Annotated in this window: 20 protein-coding genes and 1 tRNA gene; 10 read left to right on the top strand and 11 right to left on the bottom strand. The window is 66.0% G+C overall.

The genetic code is table 11. From position 1 onward, the window contains the following. Positions 1–5: 5 nt before the first annotated feature. Positions 6–974 carry a diacylglycerol/lipid kinase family protein gene (locus QNN99_RS09335; RefSeq protein ID WP_229966184.1) on the bottom strand — a complete coding sequence of 323 codons (969 nt, stop codon included), beginning with the start codon at positions 972–974 and terminating at the stop codon, positions 6–8. A 129-nt stretch (positions 975–1103) separates the two neighbouring features. Between QNN99_RS09335 and QNN99_RS09330 the strand changes: the two genes are divergently transcribed. The 10 genes from QNN99_RS09330 (at position 1104) to QNN99_RS09285 (ending at position 11533) form a co-directional block, all read left to right on the top strand. After that, entirely contained in the window at positions 1104–1883 is a 780-nt protein-coding gene (locus QNN99_RS09330) for an SGNH/GDSL hydrolase family protein (protein ID WP_229966183.1), read from the top strand. A 267-nt stretch (positions 1884–2150) separates the two neighbouring features. After that, entirely contained in the window at positions 2151–3662 is a 1512-nt protein-coding gene (locus QNN99_RS09325) for an MFS transporter (protein ID WP_229966182.1), read from the top strand. Between the two features lie 67 nt (positions 3663–3729). Beyond that, positions 3730–4230: a MarR family winged helix-turn-helix transcriptional regulator gene (locus QNN99_RS09320; RefSeq protein ID WP_229966181.1), complete on the top strand. Its 501-nt coding sequence runs from the start codon at positions 3730–3732 to the stop codon at positions 4228–4230. 88 nt (positions 4231–4318) lie between these two features. Next, a complete protein-coding gene (locus tag QNN99_RS09315; protein ID WP_229966180.1) occupies positions 4319–5446 on the top strand; it encodes a glucose-1-phosphate adenylyltransferase family protein in 1128 nt (375 codons plus the stop codon). 393 nt (positions 5447–5839) lie between these two features. Further along, on the top strand, positions 5840–6076 hold the full coding sequence (rpmB, locus tag QNN99_RS09310) for a 50S ribosomal protein L28 (RefSeq protein WP_210227561.1): 237 nt from the start codon (positions 5840–5842) through the stop codon (positions 6074–6076). Continuing rightward, entirely contained in the window at positions 6076–6243 is a 168-nt protein-coding gene (gene rpmG, locus QNN99_RS09305; protein WP_013602737.1) for a 50S ribosomal protein L33, read from the top strand. Before rpmB ends, rpmG begins: the two co-directional genes overlap by 1 nt. A gap of 2 nt (positions 6244–6245) precedes the next feature. Then, positions 6246–6551, top strand: a complete 306-nt coding sequence (rpsN, locus tag QNN99_RS09300) for a 30S ribosomal protein S14 (RefSeq protein WP_104053171.1) — start codon at positions 6246–6248, stop codon at positions 6549–6551. Positions 6552–7019: 468 nt separating this feature from the next. Continuing rightward, positions 7020–7307, top strand: a complete 288-nt coding sequence (locus QNN99_RS09295) for an HU family DNA-binding protein (protein ID WP_104053170.1) — start codon at positions 7020–7022, stop codon at positions 7305–7307. A 219-nt stretch (positions 7308–7526) separates the two neighbouring features. Next, on the top strand, positions 7527–9554 hold the full coding sequence (locus QNN99_RS09290; protein WP_229966665.1) for a bifunctional copper resistance protein CopD/cytochrome c oxidase assembly protein: 2028 nt from the start codon (positions 7527–7529) through the stop codon (positions 9552–9554). Then, positions 9554–11533, top strand: a complete 1980-nt coding sequence (locus tag QNN99_RS09285) for an NHL domain-containing thioredoxin family protein (RefSeq protein ID WP_229966179.1) — start codon at positions 9554–9556, stop codon at positions 11531–11533. The genes QNN99_RS09290 and QNN99_RS09285 overlap by 1 nt, the downstream gene beginning before the upstream one ends. Before the next feature lie 32 nt (positions 11534–11565). Here the strand turns inward: QNN99_RS09285 and QNN99_RS09280 are convergent, their stop codons facing one another. From QNN99_RS09280 to QNN99_RS09235, 10 genes are all read right to left on the bottom strand, one after another. Next, on the bottom strand, positions 11566–12546 hold the full coding sequence (locus tag QNN99_RS09280; protein WP_229966178.1) for a hypothetical protein: 981 nt from the start codon (positions 12544–12546) through the stop codon (positions 11566–11568). A 75-nt stretch (positions 12547–12621) separates the two neighbouring features. Then, positions 12622–13890 (bottom strand): ABC transporter ATP-binding protein, encoded by a 1269-nt coding sequence (locus tag QNN99_RS09275; RefSeq protein WP_229966177.1) that lies wholly within the window; start codon positions 13888–13890, stop codon positions 12622–12624. Between the two features lie 37 nt (positions 13891–13927). Continuing rightward, positions 13928–14770 (bottom strand): carbohydrate ABC transporter permease, encoded by an 843-nt coding sequence (locus QNN99_RS09270; protein WP_229966176.1) that lies wholly within the window; start codon positions 14768–14770, stop codon positions 13928–13930. Then, positions 14770–15738 carry a carbohydrate ABC transporter permease gene (locus tag QNN99_RS09265; RefSeq protein WP_229966175.1) on the bottom strand — a complete coding sequence of 323 codons (969 nt, stop codon included), beginning with the start codon at positions 15736–15738 and terminating at the stop codon, positions 14770–14772. Before QNN99_RS09265 ends, QNN99_RS09270 begins: the two co-directional genes overlap by 1 nt. Beyond that, positions 15735–17018 (bottom strand): sugar ABC transporter substrate-binding protein, encoded by a 1284-nt coding sequence (locus QNN99_RS09260; protein ID WP_229966174.1) that lies wholly within the window; start codon positions 17016–17018, stop codon positions 15735–15737. The genes QNN99_RS09265 and QNN99_RS09260 overlap by 4 nt, the downstream gene beginning before the upstream one ends. A 176-nt stretch (positions 17019–17194) precedes the next feature. Then, the gene (locus tag QNN99_RS09255) at positions 17195–18121 is read right to left on the bottom strand and encodes an AEC family transporter (protein ID WP_229966173.1); all 927 of its coding nucleotides are present in this window, start codon (positions 18119–18121) and stop codon (positions 17195–17197) included. Positions 18122–18287: 166 nt separating this feature from the next. Then, positions 18288–18361 (bottom strand) — tRNA-Gly (locus QNN99_RS09250). Positions 18362–18427: 66 nt separating this feature from the next. Then, a complete protein-coding gene (locus QNN99_RS09245) occupies positions 18428–18724 on the bottom strand; it encodes a protealysin inhibitor emfourin (protein WP_229966172.1) in 297 nt (98 codons plus the stop codon). Then, a complete protein-coding gene (locus tag QNN99_RS09240) occupies positions 18721–19764 on the bottom strand; it encodes a M4 family metallopeptidase (protein ID WP_229966171.1) in 1044 nt (347 codons plus the stop codon). Before QNN99_RS09240 ends, QNN99_RS09245 begins: the two co-directional genes overlap by 4 nt. A 104-nt stretch (positions 19765–19868) precedes the next feature. Further along, the gene (locus QNN99_RS09235; protein WP_229966170.1) at positions 19869–20390 is read right to left on the bottom strand and encodes an SseB family protein; all 522 of its coding nucleotides are present in this window, start codon (positions 20388–20390) and stop codon (positions 19869–19871) included. Positions 20391–20533: the final 143 nt, after the last annotated feature.

The raw sequence follows: 20533 nt of genomic DNA, 5'->3' as shown, positions 1-20533 counted from the left end.
AGTATCTAGACCCGGGGATCCGTGAGGATCGCCGGGTCCTTCTTCCCGTGCGGCATCCGGACCCGCAGGGAACCCGGGTCCACCCGGAACGCGACGTGGGATGCCGTGCCCAGATGGTCGCCGTCGACCTCGAATTCCTGCGGAACCTCGGTGAAGATTTCGGCTTCCTTGCACTGGTAGTAGTCCACGGAGGTGCTTCCCTTTCCGCGGCGCAGCAGGCCTTTGACAACGCTGAGCCAGCCGAACCGGCCCTTGGGGGACATGGTCATGATGTCCAGCAGCCCGTCGTCGATGCGGGCGCCGGGGAAAATCTCCAGGCCGCCCACGATCTTTCCGCAGTTCCCGCCCATCACGCTGCGGGGATGGCCCGAGATTTCCTTGCCGCCGTCCAGCCGGATGGTGCTCTTGACCGGCTTGCCGGGAAGATTCCGGACGCCGGCGTCGACATAGGCCAGCCAGCCCACGCGGTCCTTGAGGGTGTCGTTCGTGTCGCCCATCAGGGCCGCGTCGTAGCCGAGGCCGGCCATGACCAGGAAAACGTCGCCTTTCAGTTCCCGGTCCAGGATGACGCGGACGACGTCGATGGCGCGGTCGGTGCCCGTGAGGGCGGCGGTGACGGCACCCTCGGGATCATCGACGGCAATGTCCAGGTTCCGGGCCAGGAGGTTTCCGGTCCCCAGGGGAAGCAGGCCGAGCGGGGTGTCCGTGCCGGCCAGTTCGGCGGCGACGCAGCGCACCGTGCCGTCACCGCCGGCAGCGATCACCAGGTCCACCCCGGCCTCCAGCGCCTCACGGGCCATGCCGCGGCCGGGATCGTCCTCGGCGGTTTCCAGCCACATCGGTTCCTCCCAGCCTTCGTCCCGGCAAATCCCGTTGACCAAGGCACGGATGTCATAGTCGGTTTTCTTGATGGGGTTCACAATGACGGCGGCGCGCTGGCGCGTTCCGGCGGCTGAGCTGGCTGAGCTGGCCATGGGGTCCTTTTTGATTGCAGCGGGATGGTACGGGCGTGCGGCATGTGGGCTTGTCTCGAGTCTAATCCGCCGACGGGCGCTGCGGCGCCCGGTGCGGCAACCGGAACGGAGGACTTGTAACCTGTGGGAGTGACTTTTACTTCTCGTTATGTGGCTCTGGGCGATTCCTTTACCGAAGGCGTGGGGGATTGGGACGATTCCCGGCCCAACGGCGTCCGGGGCTGGGCGGACCGTGTGGCCGAACAGCTGATCCTTGCCGAAGGTTCCTGGGGCTACGCCAACCTGGCGATCCGGGGCAAGAAACTGCACCAGGTGCTGGCGGAGCAGGTGGACGCCGCGATCGCGCTGGAACCTACCCTGATCACCATCTACGCCGGCGGCAACGACATCCTGCGCCCGAAGGTGGACATCGATGCGCTGGTGGACGCGTACGACGCCGGCATCGCCAAGCTGTGTGCCTCGGGTGCCGCCGTGCTGGTGTTCACCGGCTTCGACTCCGGCCAGGCTCCCGTGTTCAGCGCCACCCGCGGCCGCACCGCCCTCTACAACGAGCTGGTGCGGGAGTCCGCCGACCGCCACGGCGCCGAACTGGTGGACTACTGGCGGATGAAGGAACTCCAGGACGAGCGCTACTGGGACATCGACCGGCTGCACATGTCGCCTGCCGGACACATGCTTATGGCAAAGAGGGTCCTGGAAGTCCTGCGCCGCACGGATGCCATCGACCTGCCGGAGCTGGAGGCCCTGCCTGCCCGGACCCGGGCCGAGCAGCTGCGGCGGGATGCCCAGTGGGCGAGGGAATACCTGGGGCCGTGGGTCGGGCGCCGGCTGCGGGGGATCTCCTCCGGCGACAAGCTCACCGCGAAGTACCCGGTCCCGGTGCGCATCGAGGCTCCTGCCGGGATCTGATGCCCGGAAACCACCTGTGCCGAGGCTTTCCGGCGGAAAATACGGCCAAAAAGGCGTTCCCGTGAGATGTTTCACAATCGCCGCTGTAGTTCTTATGGTGGCGCGGATTCAGCCGCGCGCGGTGCTCCTGAAACGGAGCCAGGCTGCCCCGCAATTCGGCAAGCGGGGGTGTTTTTCCTAAACTTGATGCTCTGCCCGGCGCCTATTGCGGCGTCTGGCCGGTTGCTTCCGATACACGCAGCTGACTTCTAGGAAAGATAAGCCAACATGCCTAAAGATGCACCGCTTTTGCGCCGCCCCGCCCTGAGGCGCCGGCGCCTTCGTGTCGATGACGTGAACGTCGTCGACAAATCAATGATGAAAAAGGCCGTCGGCGGAACCGTCGTCGGCAACACCATGGAATGGTTTGACATCGGTGTCTACGGCTATCTGGCCGTCACCATGGGTGCTGTATTCCTCTCAGAGGCCGACGCCTCCGCTCAGCTGATCTTCAGCCTGGGTGTCTTCGCTGCAACCTTCCTTGCCCGCCCCTTGGGCGGCATCGTCTTCGGCCGCATCGGCGACCGCATGGGCCGCCAGAAGACCCTGGCCACCACGCTGATCCTGATGGCCGCCTCGACCTTCGTCATCGGGCTGCTGCCCGGCTACGACACCATCGGCATGTGGGCTCCGGTCCTCCTGGTGCTCATGAAACTCATCCAGGGGTTCTCCACCGGCGGCGAGTATGCCGGTGCCACCACCTTTGTGACCGAGTACGCCTCGGACAAGCGCCGCGGCTTCCTCTCCAGCATCCTGGATCTGGGCAGCTACATGGGCTTCGCCCTTGGTGCAGGCGTGGTCTCCATCATGCAGCTGACGCTGAGCGCCGAAACCATGCTGGACTGGGGCTGGCGCATTCCGTTCCTGATCGCCGGTCCGCTCGGCATGATCGCGATCTACTTCCGCTTGAAGATCGAAGAATCACCGGCGTTCCAGGCCACCCTGGATGCGCAGGAGGAAAACGCCGCGTCAGACCACCCCGACGAGTCCGCCACGCCTCCCGGCACCCTGGCCATGATCGGCCTCTACTGGCGTCCGATCCTCGTCGCCATGGTCCTGGTGGCCGCAGCAAACACCGTCGGATACACGCTGACGTCCTACATGCCGTCGTACCTGACGGATTCCATGGGCTATGACGCCCTGCACGGCACGCTGCTGACCATTCCGGTCCTGGTGCTGATGGCACTGTGCATCCCGCTGGCCGGAAAGCTCTCGGACCGCATCGGCCGCCGCCCGGTCCTGCTGATGGGTGCCGGTTTCACCATCGTCCTGGCCGTTCCGGCGTTCCTGCTGATCGGCATGGGTCCGGTCTGGTCCACGCTGCTGGGCCTGATCCTGCTCGCCCTGCCCGTCACGCTGTACGTGTCCAACCTGGCCTCCGCGCTTCCGGCCCTGTTCACCACGGCCAGCCGCTACGGGGCCATGGGCATTTCGTACAACTTTGCCGTGGCCATCTTCGGCGGCACCGCGCCGTTGATCATGCAGGGTCTGATCAACCTCACCGACAACGACATGATGCCGGCCTTCTGGCTGATGGCGACCTCCGTCGTCGGCGCCGTGGCCGTGTTCATCATGAAGGAATCGGCCAACCGGCCCATGCCGGGCTCCATGCCCAGCGTCGACACCGCCGAGGAAGCCCACGAACTGGTGGCCACCCAGGACGAGAACCCCCGGCTCGACGTCGACTCCCTGCCCTTCGCCACGGAGACGGCTGAAGCAGACGGCAGCACCAAGCAGTAAGCAGCAAGCAGTCGACAGCCGGCCCGCCGATCATTGAAGGCTCAACCAACCATGGGAGAATGGACGCATGAGTGAACTTGCTGCACCAGCCCCCCGGTGGCTGAGTCCCGATGAACGGCGGGCCTGGCTGGCCCTGTATGCCGTTGCCACGCGGCTTACCCCCACTCTGGATGCCGACCTGTTTCGCAGGGCGCGGATAACCCTCTTCGACTATCACGTGCTGGCGATGGCTTCCGAGGCTCCCGGCCGCGCACTGCCGATGAGCGAACTGGCGGCACGGTCCAACGCCTCCCTCTCCCGGCTGTCCCATGTGGTAAAAAAGCTGGAGAACCGGGGCTGGATGGAACGCTCCCCGTCTCCGGATGACGCCCGCGTGACCACCGCGGCGCTCACCGACGAAGGACTGGCCGCCCTCGAAGGGCTGGCTCCGGATCACGTCCGATCCGTGCGGGACCTGGTGTTCGACGGGCTTGATGCCCGCGACGTCGAGGACCTGGAACGGGTGGGGCGCAAAATTCTGGCCCGGATCGAGCCGGGCAACAGCATTCTGGAAAACGACCAGACATGACGTGGGGATTCCTGCCAGCGTAGGAAACACTTGAAAACCCACTTTCGTCCCAAGCGAGAGGCACTTTTCCATGCAGGCATCACGGATTTTGACAATTATTCTTGCCGGCGGAGCGGGCGGCAGGCTCGGCGCGCTCACCGAGCACCGGGCCAAGCCGGCCATGCCGGTGGCGGGATCCTACCGGCTCATCGACGTGCCGCTGTCCAACCTCCACAACAGCGGATTCTCGGATGTCTGGATCGTGGAGCAGTACAAGCCCAAGTCCCTCAATGACCATCTCGTCAGCGGGCGTCCCTGGGACCTGGACCGGACCAACGGCGGCCTGCGGGTGCTTCCGCCCTACCAGGGCGGCGAGGGCGAGGGCTTCGCTGAAGGCAACGCAGACGCCCTGTACAAGCAGGCCGACTACATCCGCGAATACGATCCCGACCTGGTAATGGTGCTCAGCGCCGACCACCTGTACCGGCTGGACTACCGCGACGTAGTGGCCACGCATCAGGCGGCCAACGCCGCGCTCACGGTGGTGACCACGAAGATCCGGAACAACCCCTCGGACCACGGTGTGGTCGAAGCCGAGGGCGGCGCGGTGACCGGCTTCGAGTACAAGCCGAAGCGGCCGAAGACGGACCGAGTGGCCGCTGAAATTTTCCTCTACGACGCCGACGTCCTGCTCACTGCCATGGATGAGCTGGTGGAAAAGGAAGGCCGGCTCGACGACTACGGCGACCAGCTGATCCCGTACCTGGTGCAGACCGAAAAGGTTGCCGAGCACCGGCTCGAGGGCTACTGGCGGGACATGGGAACTCCGCGCAGCTACCACCAGGGCCACATGGACCTCATAGACGGCCGCGGCCTGGCCTTTGATGACCCGCAGTGGCCCATCCTCAGCGCAGCTCCCCGGCTGCTGCCCGGCTACGTCGGGGAGGGGGCCCGCGTTTCCGCCAGCCTGCTCGCCCCGGGCTCGCGCGTGGAAGGCGCCGTGCACCGCAGCGTGATCGGGTCGGGCGCCGTCATCGAAGCGGGTGCCGAGGTTGATTCCTGCGTGATCCTCGGCGACGTGCGGATCAGCTCCGGAGCCCGGCTCCGGAACGCCATCGTGGACGCCGACGCGGTGATTGGCGGCGGCACGGAACTGGACGGGGCACAGCTGGATCCGGACGCCGGTGTGGTGGTCGTGGGCGCAGACGGCGCCGTCGACGCCCCGCCGTCGTCCTGACCGCCAGTGAGCTCAGGCACGTTAACCGGATAGGGTGTCCCGCTGGTTTGAATGAAAGCCGGGTTGCCCCTAGGATAGAGAGGCGTTAAGTTGCGCCTGTGTCCACCGGTCCCGCTTCCATGCGGTCGGACGGACATTTGCGCGGCCACCCGTATAAACCTAGAATTGAAGGCTGTCCCGGCAGATACTGCTTGGCTTCCTGAACTTCACCGTCTTCCCCGCGGCGAGGCACTTCGGCTGGATCTCACCCCGCCAGGTTCACCTCCGGAAAGTCGCAGTAATAACGGTGTCAAAACTGGTGGCGGGACGCTCTTTATGGCAGGTGCTTAGGCAAACGCCCTGTGTCTGTTTTTTGAGGACCGTCATATTTACTACAACTGGAGGAGAGAGATCATGGCAGCATACTGCCAGGTAACCGGAGCCATTCCCGGCTTTGGTCACAGCATTTCGCACTCGCACCGCCGCAACAAGCGCCGGTTCGACCCGAATATTCAGAAGAAGCGCTACTGGGTTCCGTCCCTGCGCCGCAACGTGACGCTGCAGGTTTCGGCCCGCGGGATCAAGACGATCGACGTGCGCGGTATCGACGCCGTCATCACTGACCTTATCTCGAAGGGTGTGAAGCTCTAGTGGCTAAGGACAAGGACGTACGTCCGATCATCAAGCTGAAGTCGACCGCCGGCACCGGGTACACGTATGTGACCCGCAAGAACCGTCGTAACGACCCGGACCGCATGGTTCTGAAGAAGTACGACCCGAAGATCCGCCAGCACGTCGAATTCCGTGAGGAGCGCTAAACATGGCAAAGAAGTCAAAGATTGCCCGCAATGAGCAGCGTAAGGTCATTGTTGAGCGCTACGCTGCAAAGCGCCTCGAACTGAAGAAGACCCTGGTGGATCCGAACGCCACCGACGAAGCCCGCGAAGCTGCACGCCTCGGCCTGCAGAAGCTTCCGCGCAACGCCTCGCCGGTCCGCCTTCGCAACCGCGACCAGATCGACGGCCGCCCCCGCGGTACCCTCCAGAAGTTCGGTATCTCGCGCGTCCGTTTCCGCAACATGGCCCACGCAGGCGAACTGCCGGGCGTCAAGAAGTCCAGCTGGTAAGCATCGCTTAACTGAGCTGTTAAAAGGGCGGCAACCTTCGGGTTGCCGCCCTTTTTGCTGTCCGGCAACCGCCTGTTCGGGACGCGGCTCCGCTGGCTGCCGGGTCCGGGGACGGCGGACACCGGTTCCCACTCTCTGGGGCACCTGTTGCCTCCCGGGACCCCGTTTGCCCCGGGAGGCACCACGGGTTGGGAACCGGTGCGGCTCCGACGACGGCGGCGGTCCGGGGTGCGGCGGCGGGGGATCCGGCGGGGAGGATGCGCGGGCGGGAATCCGCGCCGTTGCGGGGATTAAGCCTAAGAGGTCCGAAGGCGGAAATGGCACCGTTTTCTGGGCTGAGAGCGGAAAAAACCGCTAAAAACAGCGGATTTTGCCTGATTTTCGGTGTCGGGCTGGTAAGTTTTCCAACAGTGGCGGTTTCGCATCCGTGATCCGCTCGAGCTAACCCCTAGTCCAGGAGGACATAAATTGGCTATGAACCGCAGTGAGCTTGTTGCAGCAGTCGCAGAGAAGTCCGGCAACAGCCAGACCGCAGTGAACGGCGTTCTTGACGCTGTCTTCGACATCTTCGCAACCTCTGTTGCCAACGGTGAAAAGATCACCATCCCGGGCTGGCTTGCCGTTGAGCGCACCGACCGTGCCGCCCGCACCGGCCGCAACCCGCAGACCGGCGAAACCATTCAGATCCCCGCAGGCCACAGCGTCAAGCTGACCGCGGGCTCCAAGCTGAAGGCTGCCGTCTCCACCAAGAAGTAATCTCCTCGAACGAGGCAAGGGCCGGCGCCGAAAGGCGCCGGTCTTTTTTGTGCAATTAGCCCAAATTTCTACCGTGGGTAGAGAATAGGTACCGTGCCTAAAACTGCCAACACCGCTACCGACGCCGGCCGGACGGGAAGCGACTCCCGCCCCGTCCCCGGCGGATCACCGGCTGACCCGGCCCTCCGGAACGGCTGGCTGATCGCCGCCGTCGCCGTCATGCTCACGGCCCTCACCGGAGCCCTGATCTTCTCCGGTGCCGCCGCCGCCCAGCAGCTTTCCGACCCCGGCGCCCTTACCCGGTGGGCGCTGCCCGTTGCAAAGGCCCTCCACAACGGAGCCATGGCCGCGGTAATCGGGTCCCTCGTCTTCTCGGTGGCCATCCTCCCCAAATCCCTGAAGCTGAAGCGGGGCCGCAGGGTCGAGGCCGGTGAACCCGAACATCCGGCCTTCTCCCGGGCCCTTGCCCTCGCCGGCGCGGCATCAGCGGTCTGGACCCTGTCCGCCGTCGCCGTGCTGCTCTTCACCTACTCGGATGTGTCCGGGCTGCCGCTGAGCGCCGATCCGAGCTACACGCAGGGGCTGGGCGCCTTCGTCACCGATTTCTCCGCCGGACGCGCCTGGCTGGCCGTGAGCATCATCGCCGCAGTGGTGACCACCCTGGCCTTCGGAATCCGCTCCCTGAACACCCTGGCCGCGACCACTGTGCTGGCCGCCGGAGCCATTGTCCCCATCGCCCTGGTGGGCCACTCCGCCGGCGGCGACGACCACAGTGCCGCCGTCAACTCGATCGGCCTGCACCTGGCGGGCGTCTGCCTGTGGATCGGCGGACTCATCGTCCTGGCCGTGGTGTCCCGCCAGCTGGGCCCCATCACGGGCCTGGTGCTGCGGCGCTATTCCGCACTGGCCGGCTTCGCCTTCGCACTGGTGTTCCTGTCCGGCGTCGTCAACGCTTCCCTGCGGATCACCTCCTTCGCCCAGCTGAACTCCGACTGGGGCACGCTGGTGATCTTCAAGGCGTCCGCGACCCTGCTCCTCGGCGTCATCGGTTTCCTGCACCGCCGCTGGATCATTCCGCAGCTGCCGGCCAAGGTGCCGGGCTCGGCGGCCGGCTCCAGCGAGCAGGGCGGTCCCCGGCAGAAGAGCGCCAACCGCATCCTCTGGCAGCTCATCGCCGTCGAACTGCTGATCATGGGCGCCGTCTCCGGCGTGGCCGTGGCGCTGGGCCGCACCGCCACCCCCCGGCCCGAGGAGCTGCCGCCCGACGCCTCGCCCGCGCGCATCCTGACGGGCTACGACCTGCCGCCGGAGCTGACCCTCGAGCGCTACCTCACCGAATGGCGGTTCGACTGGCTCTGGGTGGCCATCGTGGCCGTCCTCGCCATCACCTACCTCCGCGGCGTGGTCAAGGTCCGCCGCCGCGGAGACAAATGGTCACTGGTCCGGACCCTGTGCTGGCTGGCGGGACTGGCCCTGCTGACCTACGTCACCTCGGGCGCACCTGCGGTGTACGGCATGGTCCTCTTCAGCACCCACATGCTCGGCCACATGACCCTGACCATGGTGGTTCCCCTGTTCCTGGTCCTCGGCGCACCGGTGACGCTGGCGCTGAAGGCCCTGACGCCGCGCGGCGACGGCACCCGCGGCATCCGGGAATGGATCCTGGTGGGCGTGCACTCGTGGTTCTCGAAGCTGGTCACCCACCCGATCTTCGCCGCGGTCAACTTCGCCGGATCCATCGTGGTGTTCTACTACTCGGAACTGTTCGGCTTTGCCCTGCGCCAGCACGTGGGCCACGAGCTGATGATCGTGCACTTCCTGCTGACCGGCTACATCTTCGTCCTGACGATGATCGGCATCGACCCGCTGCCGTACCGGGCACCGTATCCGCTGCGCCTGGTGATCCTGCTCGCCACCATGGCGTTCCACGCATTCTTCGGGGTGGCAGTGATGGGCGGCACCTCGCTGATCCAGGCGTCCTACTTCGGAAACATGGGCCGGGAGTGGGGGCTCTCCGCCCTCGCCGACCAGCAGCTGGGCGGATCCATCATGTGGGGGGTCGGCGAAATTCCCACCGTAATGGTGGCCATTGGCGTGGCGCTGCAGTGGTCACGGACCGACGCCCGCGAAACACGGCGCAAGGACCGGGCCGCCGAGCGGAATAATGAGGCCGAGCTGGCCGCTTACAACAACATGTTCGCCAATCTGGCCAAGCGGGATGCCAGCAGCCCTGAAGGAGATCGTTAATGACTGAAACCGTGCGCGCCGGGTACCGGGTGCGGGCCTCCGAACTGGAGGGCCGCAACTGGCTCAACACCGGCGGCCGCCAGCTGGGCCTCGAAGACCTGCGCGGCAAGATTGTGCTCCTGGATTTCTGGACCTTCTGCTGCATCAACTGCCTGCATGTCCTGGATGAGCTGCGCCCGCTGGAAGAGAAATACTCCGACGTGCTGGTCACGGTGGGCGTGCATTCGCCCAAGTTTGAGCATGAGGCGGATCCCGTGGCCCTGGCCGCGGCCGTGGAACGCTACGAAATTCACCATCCCGTCCTGGATGACCCGGAACTGACCACCTGGCAGGCCTACGCCGCCCGCGCTTGGCCGACCCTGGTGGTCCTGGACCCCGAGGGCTACATCGTGGCCAACCTCTCCGGCGAAGGCCATGCCGCCGGCCTGGACTCGCTGATCAGCGAACTCGTGGCCGAGCACGAAGCCAAGGGCACGCTGCACCGCGGCGACGGCCCGTATGTTCCGGCCGAGCCCACCGCCGGCAACCTGCGTTTCCCGGGCAAGGCCGTTGCGCTGCCCGAGGGCACCTTCCTGGTCGCCGATACCGGGCACCACCGCCTGGTGGAGCTCGAGGCCGACCTCGCCACTGTGCGCCGCGTCATCGGCGAGGGCAGCAAGGGCTGGCGGGACGGCAGCGCCGGCACCGCCCGCTTCAACGAACCGCAGGGCGTGGCAGTGCTTCCCTCCGCGGTCGCCGAAGCGGCGGGGTACGACGTCGTCGTGGCGGACACCGTCAACCACCGCCTGCGCGGAGTGGCCCTGGCCTCCGGAACCGTGACCACGGTGGCCGGAAACGGTGTTCAGCGGCTCCTGGACGCCGGAAACCAGACCAAGCGGGTTCCGGGGGAGGACCACCCCTCGGAATCCCGCACAGCGGACGCCAGCGGCTTCGGGCCCTCCCTGACGGAAGCCAGCCTCGGCGCCGATCCCCTGAACGTCTCGCTCTCCTCGCCGTGGGACCTCACCTGGTCCCGAACCCTGGGACGCCTCGTGGTGGCCATGGCCGGCACCCACCAGATCTTCACCTTCGACCCGCTCACCGGTGCGGTGGACATCCTGGCCGGCACCGGGCTGGAAGGCCTGCTGGACGGCCCCGGCGACCGCGCCTGGTTTGCGCAGTCCTCCGGGCTGGCCGAGGACGCCGCCGGCAGCATCTGGGTAGCCGATTCGGAGACCTCGGCACTGCGCCGGCTCTCCTTCACCGCGGACGGCGGCGGAACGGCGGTGTCGGTGGACACCGCCGTCGGCGCCGGGCTGTTCGACTTCGGTTTCCGGGACGGCGCGGCCGGCGAGGCGCGGCTGCAGCACCCGCTGGGCGTGGCGGTGCTGCCGGACGGCTCCGTGGCGGTCGCCGATACGTACAACGGGGCGGTCCGCCGCTACGATCCGGTCACCAACACGGTGTCCACCCTGGCCCGCGGACTCTCCGAGCCCTCCGACGTCCTGGTCGACACCACCACCGCCGGTGAGCCGCTGCTGATCGTTGTGGAGGCCAACAAGCACGAACTGATCCGGCTGCCCATCCCCAAGGAGGCGCAGTCGGTGGATGAAGGCGCCCGGCAGACGCAGCGCCCGGCCAGCCCGATGGCCGCGGGCCCGGTGGGCCTGTCCGTGCGGTTCGCCGCACCCAAGGGGCAGAAGCTCGACGACCGCTGGGGTGACCCGACCCAGTTGAAGATCTCATCCTCCCCGGAGGAGCTGCTGGTCTCCGGCGGCGGCACCTCCACCGGCCTGACCCGGAAGCTGGTGCTGTCGGACTCCGTCGGCGGCGGCGTCCTGCACATCACCGCCCGCGCGGCTGCCTGCGACGGCGAACCCGGCGGCGAGATCCCGGACCACGCTGCCTGCCACCTGTACCAGCAGGACTGGGGCATTCCGGTGACGATCGACGCCGGCGGCGACACCGCGCTGACACTGGACCTGCGCGGCCTGGACTAGCCGCGGTTACCTCGCGGGGGAGGGGAGCGGCGTCAGTCGATGAGGGGCGTGACGGAAACTTCGTCGCTGCCGATCGCTAGCTTCGCGGCAAAGCTGAAGTCCTTCTCCACTTCGAGCGGACTCTGGGCGCCGCTGAACAGGTCGGTCTGCGTGGTGGTGAGCCGGGCCTTGCCGCTGAGCGGGGAGAGCACCCAGTTGCCGGAGACGGAACGGATCTTCACCTCGGGGTACTCGGTGATCTTCCAGACGATCGGCAGCTCCACGCGGTCAGTGAAGTGGAAGAATGGGCAGCCCGGGGGAGCGAGGCGGTCCTGGGCAGCGGTGCAGCCGGCCAGGAAGGCACGGACGTCCGCATCGACTTCGTCTTTCAGGGTTTGGGTGGCCTCGGTGGTCAGCACCAGGTCCAAGGTGTCCCGCGGCGAGGCGAGGAGCCCGGATTCCGCCGGCGCGGCAAAGTACTTCGAGGTGTATGAGACCTCCACCCGGGCGGGATAAAACGCCGCGAAGGTGGTGGTGTCCTCCGGCAGGGCAATCTGCACGCCGTTCACGGAAGCGCTCTGCTGGCTGGCTGCCGTCACCGTCAAGGTCGGCAGCGCCGCGGGGGCGAAAGACCAGCGGTCGAAGAACAGCCACGCCCGGTCCGTCCGCTCGAGGCGGTACGTGCTCGTGCCCTCTTCCCCGCCGAGGGAATACCGAACCTCAAGGTCCACCCGGTCTTCTCCGGCGTTCCGCGGTTCGGCGATGTCCAGCACCTCAAGGTCGGCGGTGGAGGCCTTCAGGGCGTCGCCGTCCAGCAGTGCCGCGTTCGCGTCCGGCACCCTGGCGGCGAGGAGGCCCAGGGCGCGTTCGCCGTCGCCCTCCTGCAGGGCGGTGAAGTAGCTGTTGACCTGGTGTTCGGGTCCGTAGGCTTTGGTGTTGACGAAATAGATCACCACCACCGCGGCGGCGACGGTGAGCATGAGCGCGAGCAGCCAGGTGGCTACTGCTTTGATGACCGATGTTGTTCCCTGCACTGCTCAAACGATACCGGCTGGATCCCTGGAAGCCCGGACCGGCAGTTCGACGGCCGGGCTTCCGCGGCGCGGGTCCTAGGGCTCGACGCCGCTGCCAACGGTGTCGTTTTCATGTGCTGCGGCGATTTCCTCGGCCCGGGCGGCGTTGGCTTCCTCGGTGAGTTCGGCACCCGCAGCCGCGTCGCGGGTGAGGTTGTCGCCGGTCTCCGGATCGAAGAGGTGCACCTTGCGGGTGTCCAGCCACAGCTCGGCGTCTCGTCCGCCACGGATCCGGGACGCAGCGTCCAGGGTGACCACGATCTGCGGGCGCAGTTCGTCGGCGTCCATGTCGCGGGCCAGGTTGTCCAGCAGCTCCTTGACCTCGGGGTCCGGATGGAAGGGAATGTAGCCGTACTGCTCGTTGCCCAGCCATTCGGTGTGGCTGATCGGCGCGGTGAACACGGAGCCGTGCGGGCGTTTGGCCTCATCGACGAATTTGGCGTCCTCGAAGAATTCCGGCCGCAGCCCCACGAGAACGATGTTCTTCCCCGCTGCCTTGTCCGCCTTGTCCTGCGGAATCGTCAGATCGCCGACAGCCGTCCGCAGGACGTTTCCCTCCACCGTTGCCGGCAGGAAATTCATGGACGGTGAGCCAATGAAGCCGGCCACGAAGAGGTTGATGGGCTGCTCATAGAGTTCGCGGGGCGAGGCCACCTGCTGCAGGATGCCCTTCTTCAGGACCGCCACCCGGTCGCCGAGGGTCATGGCCTCCGTCTGGTCGTGGGTGACGTAAACGCTGGTGGTGCCCAACCGGCGCTGCATCTGTGCGATCTCCGAACGCATCTGGCCGCGCAGCTTGGCGTCCAGGTTGGAGAGCGGTTCGTCGAAGAGGAAGGCATCGGCCTGCCGCACGATGGCCCGGCCCATGGCCACCCGCTGGCGCTGGCCACCCGAGAGGTTGGCCGGCTTGCGGTCCAGGTGATCGGTCAGTTCCAGGGTGGAAGCGGCGTCCGTAACGAGCTTGCGCACCTGCTCGTCGGTGTACTTGCCCTTGTTCAGGCGCAGTGGGAACGCAATGTTCTCGAATACGGTCAGGTGCGGATACAGGGCGTAGTTCTGGAACACCATCGCCAGGTTCCGGTCGCGGGGTGCCTTGTCGTTGACGCGCTCACCGTTGATCAGGAGGTCACCGGAAGTGATGTCCTCCAATCCCACGATCATGCGCAGCAGGGTGGACTTTCCGCAGCCCGACGGGCCCACGAGGATGATGAACTCGCCGTCGGCAATGTCCAGGCTGACATCGTTGACGGCCGGAAAACCGTCTCCGTACTTCTTGACGAGGTTCTTGAGGGTGATCGATGCCATGAGAACAAATCCTTTTCTTCGACCGGACGTGCGGGGACTAGCCCTTGACGGCGCCCTGGGTTAGACCCGAGACGATCTGGCGCTGGAACGCCAGCACCAGCACTACAACGGGAATGGTGACAATTATTGCGGCCGCCGAGATGGCGCCCGTCGGTTCTTCGAACTGGGAGGCGCCGGTGAAGAACGCCAGGGCTGCCGGCACCGGCCGGGCCGCGTCGGTGGAGGTGAGTGAGATGCCGTAGACGAAGTCGTTCCAGGCGATGAAGAAGGCAATGATCGCCGTGGTGAACACGCCAGGGGCGGCCAGCGGCACGATGGCCTTCCGGAACGCCTGCCAGGTTGTGGCGCCGTCGACCTGTGCGGCCTGTTCCAGCTCCCACGGAATCTGCCGGAAGAAGGCGGCCAGGGTCCAGATCGAGATCGGCAGCGTCAGCGACAGGTAGGGGATGATGAGGCCTGCCCAGGTGTCGTACAGGCCGATGTTGCGCCACAGGTTGAACAGCGGGGTCACGATGGAAATCACCGGGAAAATCGAAACTCCGAGGGCCGTGGTCAGCACCAGCCGCTTCCCCGGGAAATCCAGCCTGGCGATGCCGTAGGCGCACAGCGTTGCCAGGACCACCGCGATGAAGGTGGCGATCAGCGAGATGCCGATCGAGTTGCGCAGTGCGGAGAGGAACAGCGTCTGCGCGTCACCGACCAGGATCTGCTCGTAGTTCGTGAACGACCAGGTGTTGGGGAGGAAGGTGCCTGAGGTCAGATCGCTGGGAATCTTGAAGGACGTGGCGAAAATCGAGGCCACCGGAAACAGGGCGTAGACGATGACGAAGACCGAGATGACGGTCCAGACGATTCTGCGCCTGGCGGGTGAGGCTTTCATTAGTTACCCCCTCGTGCACCGGTGAGGTCCACCTTGAATAGTTTGATGGCGATGAAGCAGATGATAATCACGCACACGAACAGCAGAACCGAAACGGCCGAGCCCATGCCAATCTCCAGCCGTGTGATCGAGGTCCGGTAGGCCAGCAGCGACAGCACCTCGGTTCCGTACGCGCCGCCGGTCATGATGTAGACGTTGTCGAAGATTCGGAAGGCATCCAGGGCGCGGAACAGGACGGCCACCATGATGGCGGCTTTCATGTTGGGGATGATCACGCGCTGCATCCGCTGCCACCAGGTGGCACCGTCCACTTCGGCGGCCTCGGTAAGCTCGCCGGGAACCTGGGCCAACCCGGCCAGGAGCAGGAGGGAGATGAACGGCGTCGTTTTCCAGATCTCCGACGCCATGATGACGAACAGTGCTGTCCAGGTGTCGGCGAACCAGTTCAGGTCGGTGCTGATTCCCGGCACCCAGCTGAACCAGTGATTGATGTAGCCGGAGTTGATGTCGAAGGCGTAGAACCAGGCGAAAGCCGACACCACGGTGATGATGCCGTACGGAACCAGGATTGCCGTGCGCAGCCAGCCGCGGACGGTTTTCAGGGCGCTGTTCATGACCAGGGCCAGGGCGAAACCGAGGATCAGCTCCACCACGACGGTGACCACGGTGATGAGCAGCGTGACCCCCAGATCGCGCCAGAACAGTCCGTCGGTCAGGATGACGCCGTAATTGCCGAGTCCGATGAATTCCCGGTCGGCGGGCGCGGTCAGCCGGTAACTGAACAAGGATTCCCAGAGCGCCAGCAGGATCGGATAGGCGGTGACGGCCAGCATGATGATGAACGCCGGTCCGGCCAGCAGGAAGCCAAGGCGGCGCTCGGCCCGGGCACGGTCGCTGAGCCTGGCCTTGGCCGGTGCCTTGGCCCGCGCCGCGGCACCCGGAACGGCTGCTTCTACGGAGGTGCTCACAGCAGTTTCTCCCCTCTTAGGACGTCAACTATGAATTCCTGGCTGGTGGCCGGCGTGGTGTCCGGGTCGACATCGCTCGGAGGGGTCCACGTCTGCTGGATTCCGGTGGAAATCTCGTTGTAGTACGGCGTCTGCGGCCGGGGCTTGGACAACTCCAGCGATTCCCGGATGGTTCCGGCCATGGGGAAGGTCGAGACGGCTTCCGGATCGTTGTACGCCTCGGTGTTCGACGGCGGGTTGCCGTTGGTGGCGAAGTAGTAGGCCTGGTTTTCCGGGCTGACGATGCACTCGATTGCTTGGTAGGCCAAATCCGGATTCTCGCTCTTTGAGCCCACTCCCAGGTTGATGCCGCCCAGCGGGGGCGCTGTGTCCTCCCCGGCGTTGACCTGCGGGTACAGGGCCCACCCAATGTCATCAATGAGCGATTGGGGCAGGGTTCCGGCCTCGACGGCAGCGTTTGTGGCCGGCCAGACGAAGGGATAGTTCACCATGAAGGAGCCCTCGTCGCCCTGGAACTGGATCATTGAGGTGTTTTCGGTCTGGGTGGGAAGACCGGGTCCGCCCAATCCGTCCTTGCCGATGGTGGACACGATCTCCGCGGCGGCTTTGCCGGCGTCGGTATCGACGCCGAGCTGCAGCTCGTCCGCCGGCGCATCGGGGTTCTCCACGATCTGTCCGCCTGCCGATTCAATGAGCGCGTTCACCCACACCGTCATTGACTCGGCCCGGGCTCCCTGGACGCCCAGGAACTTTCCCTGGTCCTGCGCCGCCTGCATGATTTGGTCCCAGGTGACCGGCTGGCTCATGTCGAGTCCGGCAGCCGCGGCGACGGACTTCCGGTACCAGAGGATCTGCGTGTTGGCCCAGAACGGCACCGCGACGATTTCGTCCTTCCACGTGGCACCGGCCAGCGCGCCCTCCACGACATTCTGGGTGGTGCGCTCGACGACGTCCTCCGGAACCGGGGCCAGATAACCGGGTTCGGCGTACTCGGGGACGTTCGGCGGGTCCAGGCTCATGATGTCCATGGTCTTGTCGCCGGCAGCCAGGCGCCGGGCCAGCTGTTCACGCTGGGAGGCGGCGTCATTGGGAAGCAACGATGTTTCGATGGTGTAGGCGCCGCCGGAAGCGTCGCTGCACCGGGATGCCAGTTCGGCCTGGCCGCCGTCGTCCGGGTTGATGTACCAGGTAAGGGTGGGAGCACCTTCGCTGGAGCTGCAGCCACTCAGCAACGTTGCTCCAACGGCGAGGGCAAACCCCGCAGCTGCATGTTTCCTCATACGGGATGGGCCGTAGTATCTTGCATCCGTTGGCATCGGTGTTGTGCCTCCACCTCGTCGTAGGCGCAGAGTCCGAAAACTCCGCGGCGGCTGCCACCCTAAGCAGCCTTTCGAAAGACACTATGCCCTGACCGTGTTTTTCGCCACTGTCCCATCGGCGCGGGAAGGTGGTTTGCTCAGGTCAGGAGTGCAGCGACCGCCACTAGGACCGGCAGGGAGATGATGGTGGTCAACAGGACGGTGTCCTTGGCAACGAGCACGCCCTCCTCGTACCGGGTTGCAGCAACAAATACGTTCTGTGCGGTGGGCAGGGCTGCGGTGACGACGACGGCGAACAGCAGGTGCCCCTCCATCCCGAGGACGAACCGGGCCAGCAGGTAGGCCAGGGCCGGTTGCAGCACCAGTTTGAAGGCCGACGCCAGGACGACGTCGATCCGCCGGCCGCCGTCGCGGTGCAGCGGCCGGGAACCGACCAGGGAGATGCCGAACGCCAGCAGCATCGCCGGTACCGCTGCTCCGCCGATCAGCGTGACCGGTTCCAGGATGATCACGGGCAGCTGAAGTCCGGTGGCAGCCAGGATCAGCCCGATCAGGGTGCCGATGATGATGGGGTTGCGGCCAATCTGGGCCAGGAATGACAGCACCGAGGTCCGCCGGCCGCTGGTGCTTGAATCCATGAGCATCAGGAACACCGGTGTGAAAAATGCCAGCTGGAAGATGAGGACCGGCGCGATGTAGGCGGCGTCTCCGAGCACGTACACGGCGATCGGCAGGCCGAGGTTCGCGGCATTGACCACCGACGAGGACATCGCCGATATGAGGGCCTCCGGGAACGGCCGGCGCAGCCACCAGCGGGTGCACAGCAGGAAGAGGAGCGCTGTCAGGAGGGCGCTGACCGCTGCGACCAGGAGCGGCAGGGAGAAAACGGTGTGCAGGTCGGCGTCGCTCAGCGTCACCAGCAGCAGCGCAGGCGAAGCCACAAAAAACGCCAGCCGGCTCAGCACGGTTTGGGCGTTGCCGCCCAGCACGCCCAGCCTGCCAATCACATAACCGGCCAGGATGATGATCCAGACAACCGTAAACCCAGTGAGTACCCCCAGCACCGGGAACTACGAAACGGGGATGGTGGCGGAGACCCGGCGGATCTCGGACGGAAACATCATGGAGTGGGTAACTAAGCGGCTCATCGCGGCCCAGTATACGGGTGGCAGCGGAGCACGCAGAAACACGACGGCCCCCGGAATCTCGAGGATTCCGGGGGCCGTCAGGTGGAGCGGGCGACGGGAATCGAACCCGCGTATCAAGCTTGGGAAGCTAGCGCTCTACCATTGAGCTACGCCCGCAGAGCCGGAGTACTCCGGCACAGGCAACCACTTTACATGTAACCGCGGCCTCACGGAATTTGGGCGTTAGGGTGCGTCGGCCGGCCCGTCATCCAGCCCGTCGGCTCCGGCATTCCGGGCGCCTTGGCGTGCGCGCTCCACCAGATCCCGCCACCTTCCCTGCACACAGCTCTCGGGCAGGGTGGCCGTGAAATGGCCCACTTGGATGTCATAAACGAACCGGTCCGGGCCGGCGGGCTGTCCCGGCGGCGGATTCTGCAACAGCGGCAGCCACTCCTGCTCCGCTTCCTCGGCGCTGACCTGAATGCTCCAGACCCGGGTGAGGCCCGCGAAACCGCCGGTGCGGACCACCACTATCTTCACGGCCGCACTCCCACGGCTTCCCAGGCGTCGGCGACGGCGCCGTATTCAGGCCCGGACGTTCCGTAGCGCTTCTCGGTGGCAAGCAGCGTCCCGGCCGCGAAGAGGGAGAAGGTGCAGTCCACGGGAAGTGTCTGCTCGGTGATTGTGTCGTACCAGATCTGCCCGGCGCGTTCCCAGGCATAGCTGCCCATGGCGACGGCGGCCAAATAGAAGGCATGGTTGGGTATCCCCGAGTTGATGTGAACGCCGCCGTTGTCCGCTGTCGTGGAAACATAACCGGCCATGGTGGCGGGCTGCGGGTCCCGGCCCAGGACGTCGTCGTCGTAGGCCGTGCCGGGAGCCTTCAGGGAACGCAGGGCGGCGCCCGAGACCTGCGCCGTGAACAAGCCGGCGCCCACCAGCCAGGCGGCGTCCCCCGCTTCCTGGCGGAGGAGCTTTTGTTCGACGAGAACGCCGAACACATCGGAGACCGACTCGTTCAGCGCCCCGGCCTGGTCCTGGTATTCGAAGCGGGAGGTGTACTGGATGAGGCCGTGCGCCAGCTCGTGGCCGATCACCGTCAGCGACTTGGTGAATCGTTCAAAGACCTCGCCGTCGCCGTCCCCGCAGACCATCCGCTCGCCGTCCCAGAACGCATTGTCGTAGTCGCGGCCGTAATGGACGGTGGCGGCCAGCACCCCGCCGGCGCCGTCGACCGAGGACCTGCCGTACACGTCGCTGAAGAGGGCGTGGGTGGCTCCGAGTCCCTCGTACGCTTCGTCGACCGAGCTGTCACCGGAGGGCCCGCTGCCCTCCGCCCGGACCAGGGCGCCGGGCAGGGTTTCCGTGCCGCCGGCGTCGGACACCTCCCGCCGCAGCGATGGAACGACGGCGGTGCCCGGGTGCGGTGCCGGAGCCTGCCGGGCCTGCGCGCGGGCCTGCTGCACGGGAGGCAGCTCGGCCAGCGCCCGCCGCGCTGCCTCCGCGGCCCGGCTGAAGCTGCCGTCCTGCTGCTCGGCGATGCGGGCCAGGAGGTAGGGCGGAACGATCGAACAGATCATGGGAGTCCTCCAAGAATCGGTCTCGAGCCGGGAGCAGGAACTGCGCCCGGAGCCTCAGCCTAGAGGGCCCCTCCGACATGGCAAGGACGGGAGGTCCAACCCTTCTACTGTGCCTGCGGGTTTCCTTCTGCTCCGTCGGGGGCGGAGTCGGGTGCCCGGTTGGCTGCCGCCTGGTCGTAAGCGGCAACGATGGCCGCCACGCCCTCCGGACCCAGTTCAAGGCCCATGTCGCTGCCGGGGTTGATGGCCAGGCCGTAACCCTGCGCGATGCTGCGCAGCGTGGCTTCGCCGCCGGCCTTGACCATGACCGGGGCCTGTTCGCGGATCTGCTCGGGCACGCGCCCGGCTGTGGTGAAGGTGGCAGCCACCGCCGAGTCACCTTCCGGAGACTTCAGGACGAGGGCTTGGAAGGAGGAGGGATCCTGGTCGTCCTGAAGCCGGCCGACGCTGAGCAGCTCCGACTCGCAGATGCGCGCCACCAGTTCCTGGCTGCTGATCCGCCCCTCCTTCCCGGCAACAATCGCTTCCTCCAGGGCGGCCGCGCCCTCGGGATCGGAATACTGTGCCTGGCCCGGCACGGAAGTGTCCTGTCCGGCGCCGTCGGTGTTGTCAGTGTTCTCCGCCATGGGTCTCTCCTCAGAAGTTGTTAAAACCAGAATGCTCAGCGGCAAGTTTGGCACAGCAGCAGGGGGGTGTTTCAAGCGGGGGGCAGGCTTCGAGCGCGGCGGGGGAGCGGGCCGCGGACCGTGAAGCTACCGTGGGAGCTGTC

Source organism: Arthrobacter sp. zg.Y820, assembly GCF_030125555.1.
Lineage (GTDB): Bacteria > Actinomycetota > Actinomycetes > Actinomycetales > Micrococcaceae > Arthrobacter_B.
The sequence above is the reverse complement of the archived record's forward strand: the minus strand, read 5'-3'. Positions and strand labels throughout refer to the sequence as shown.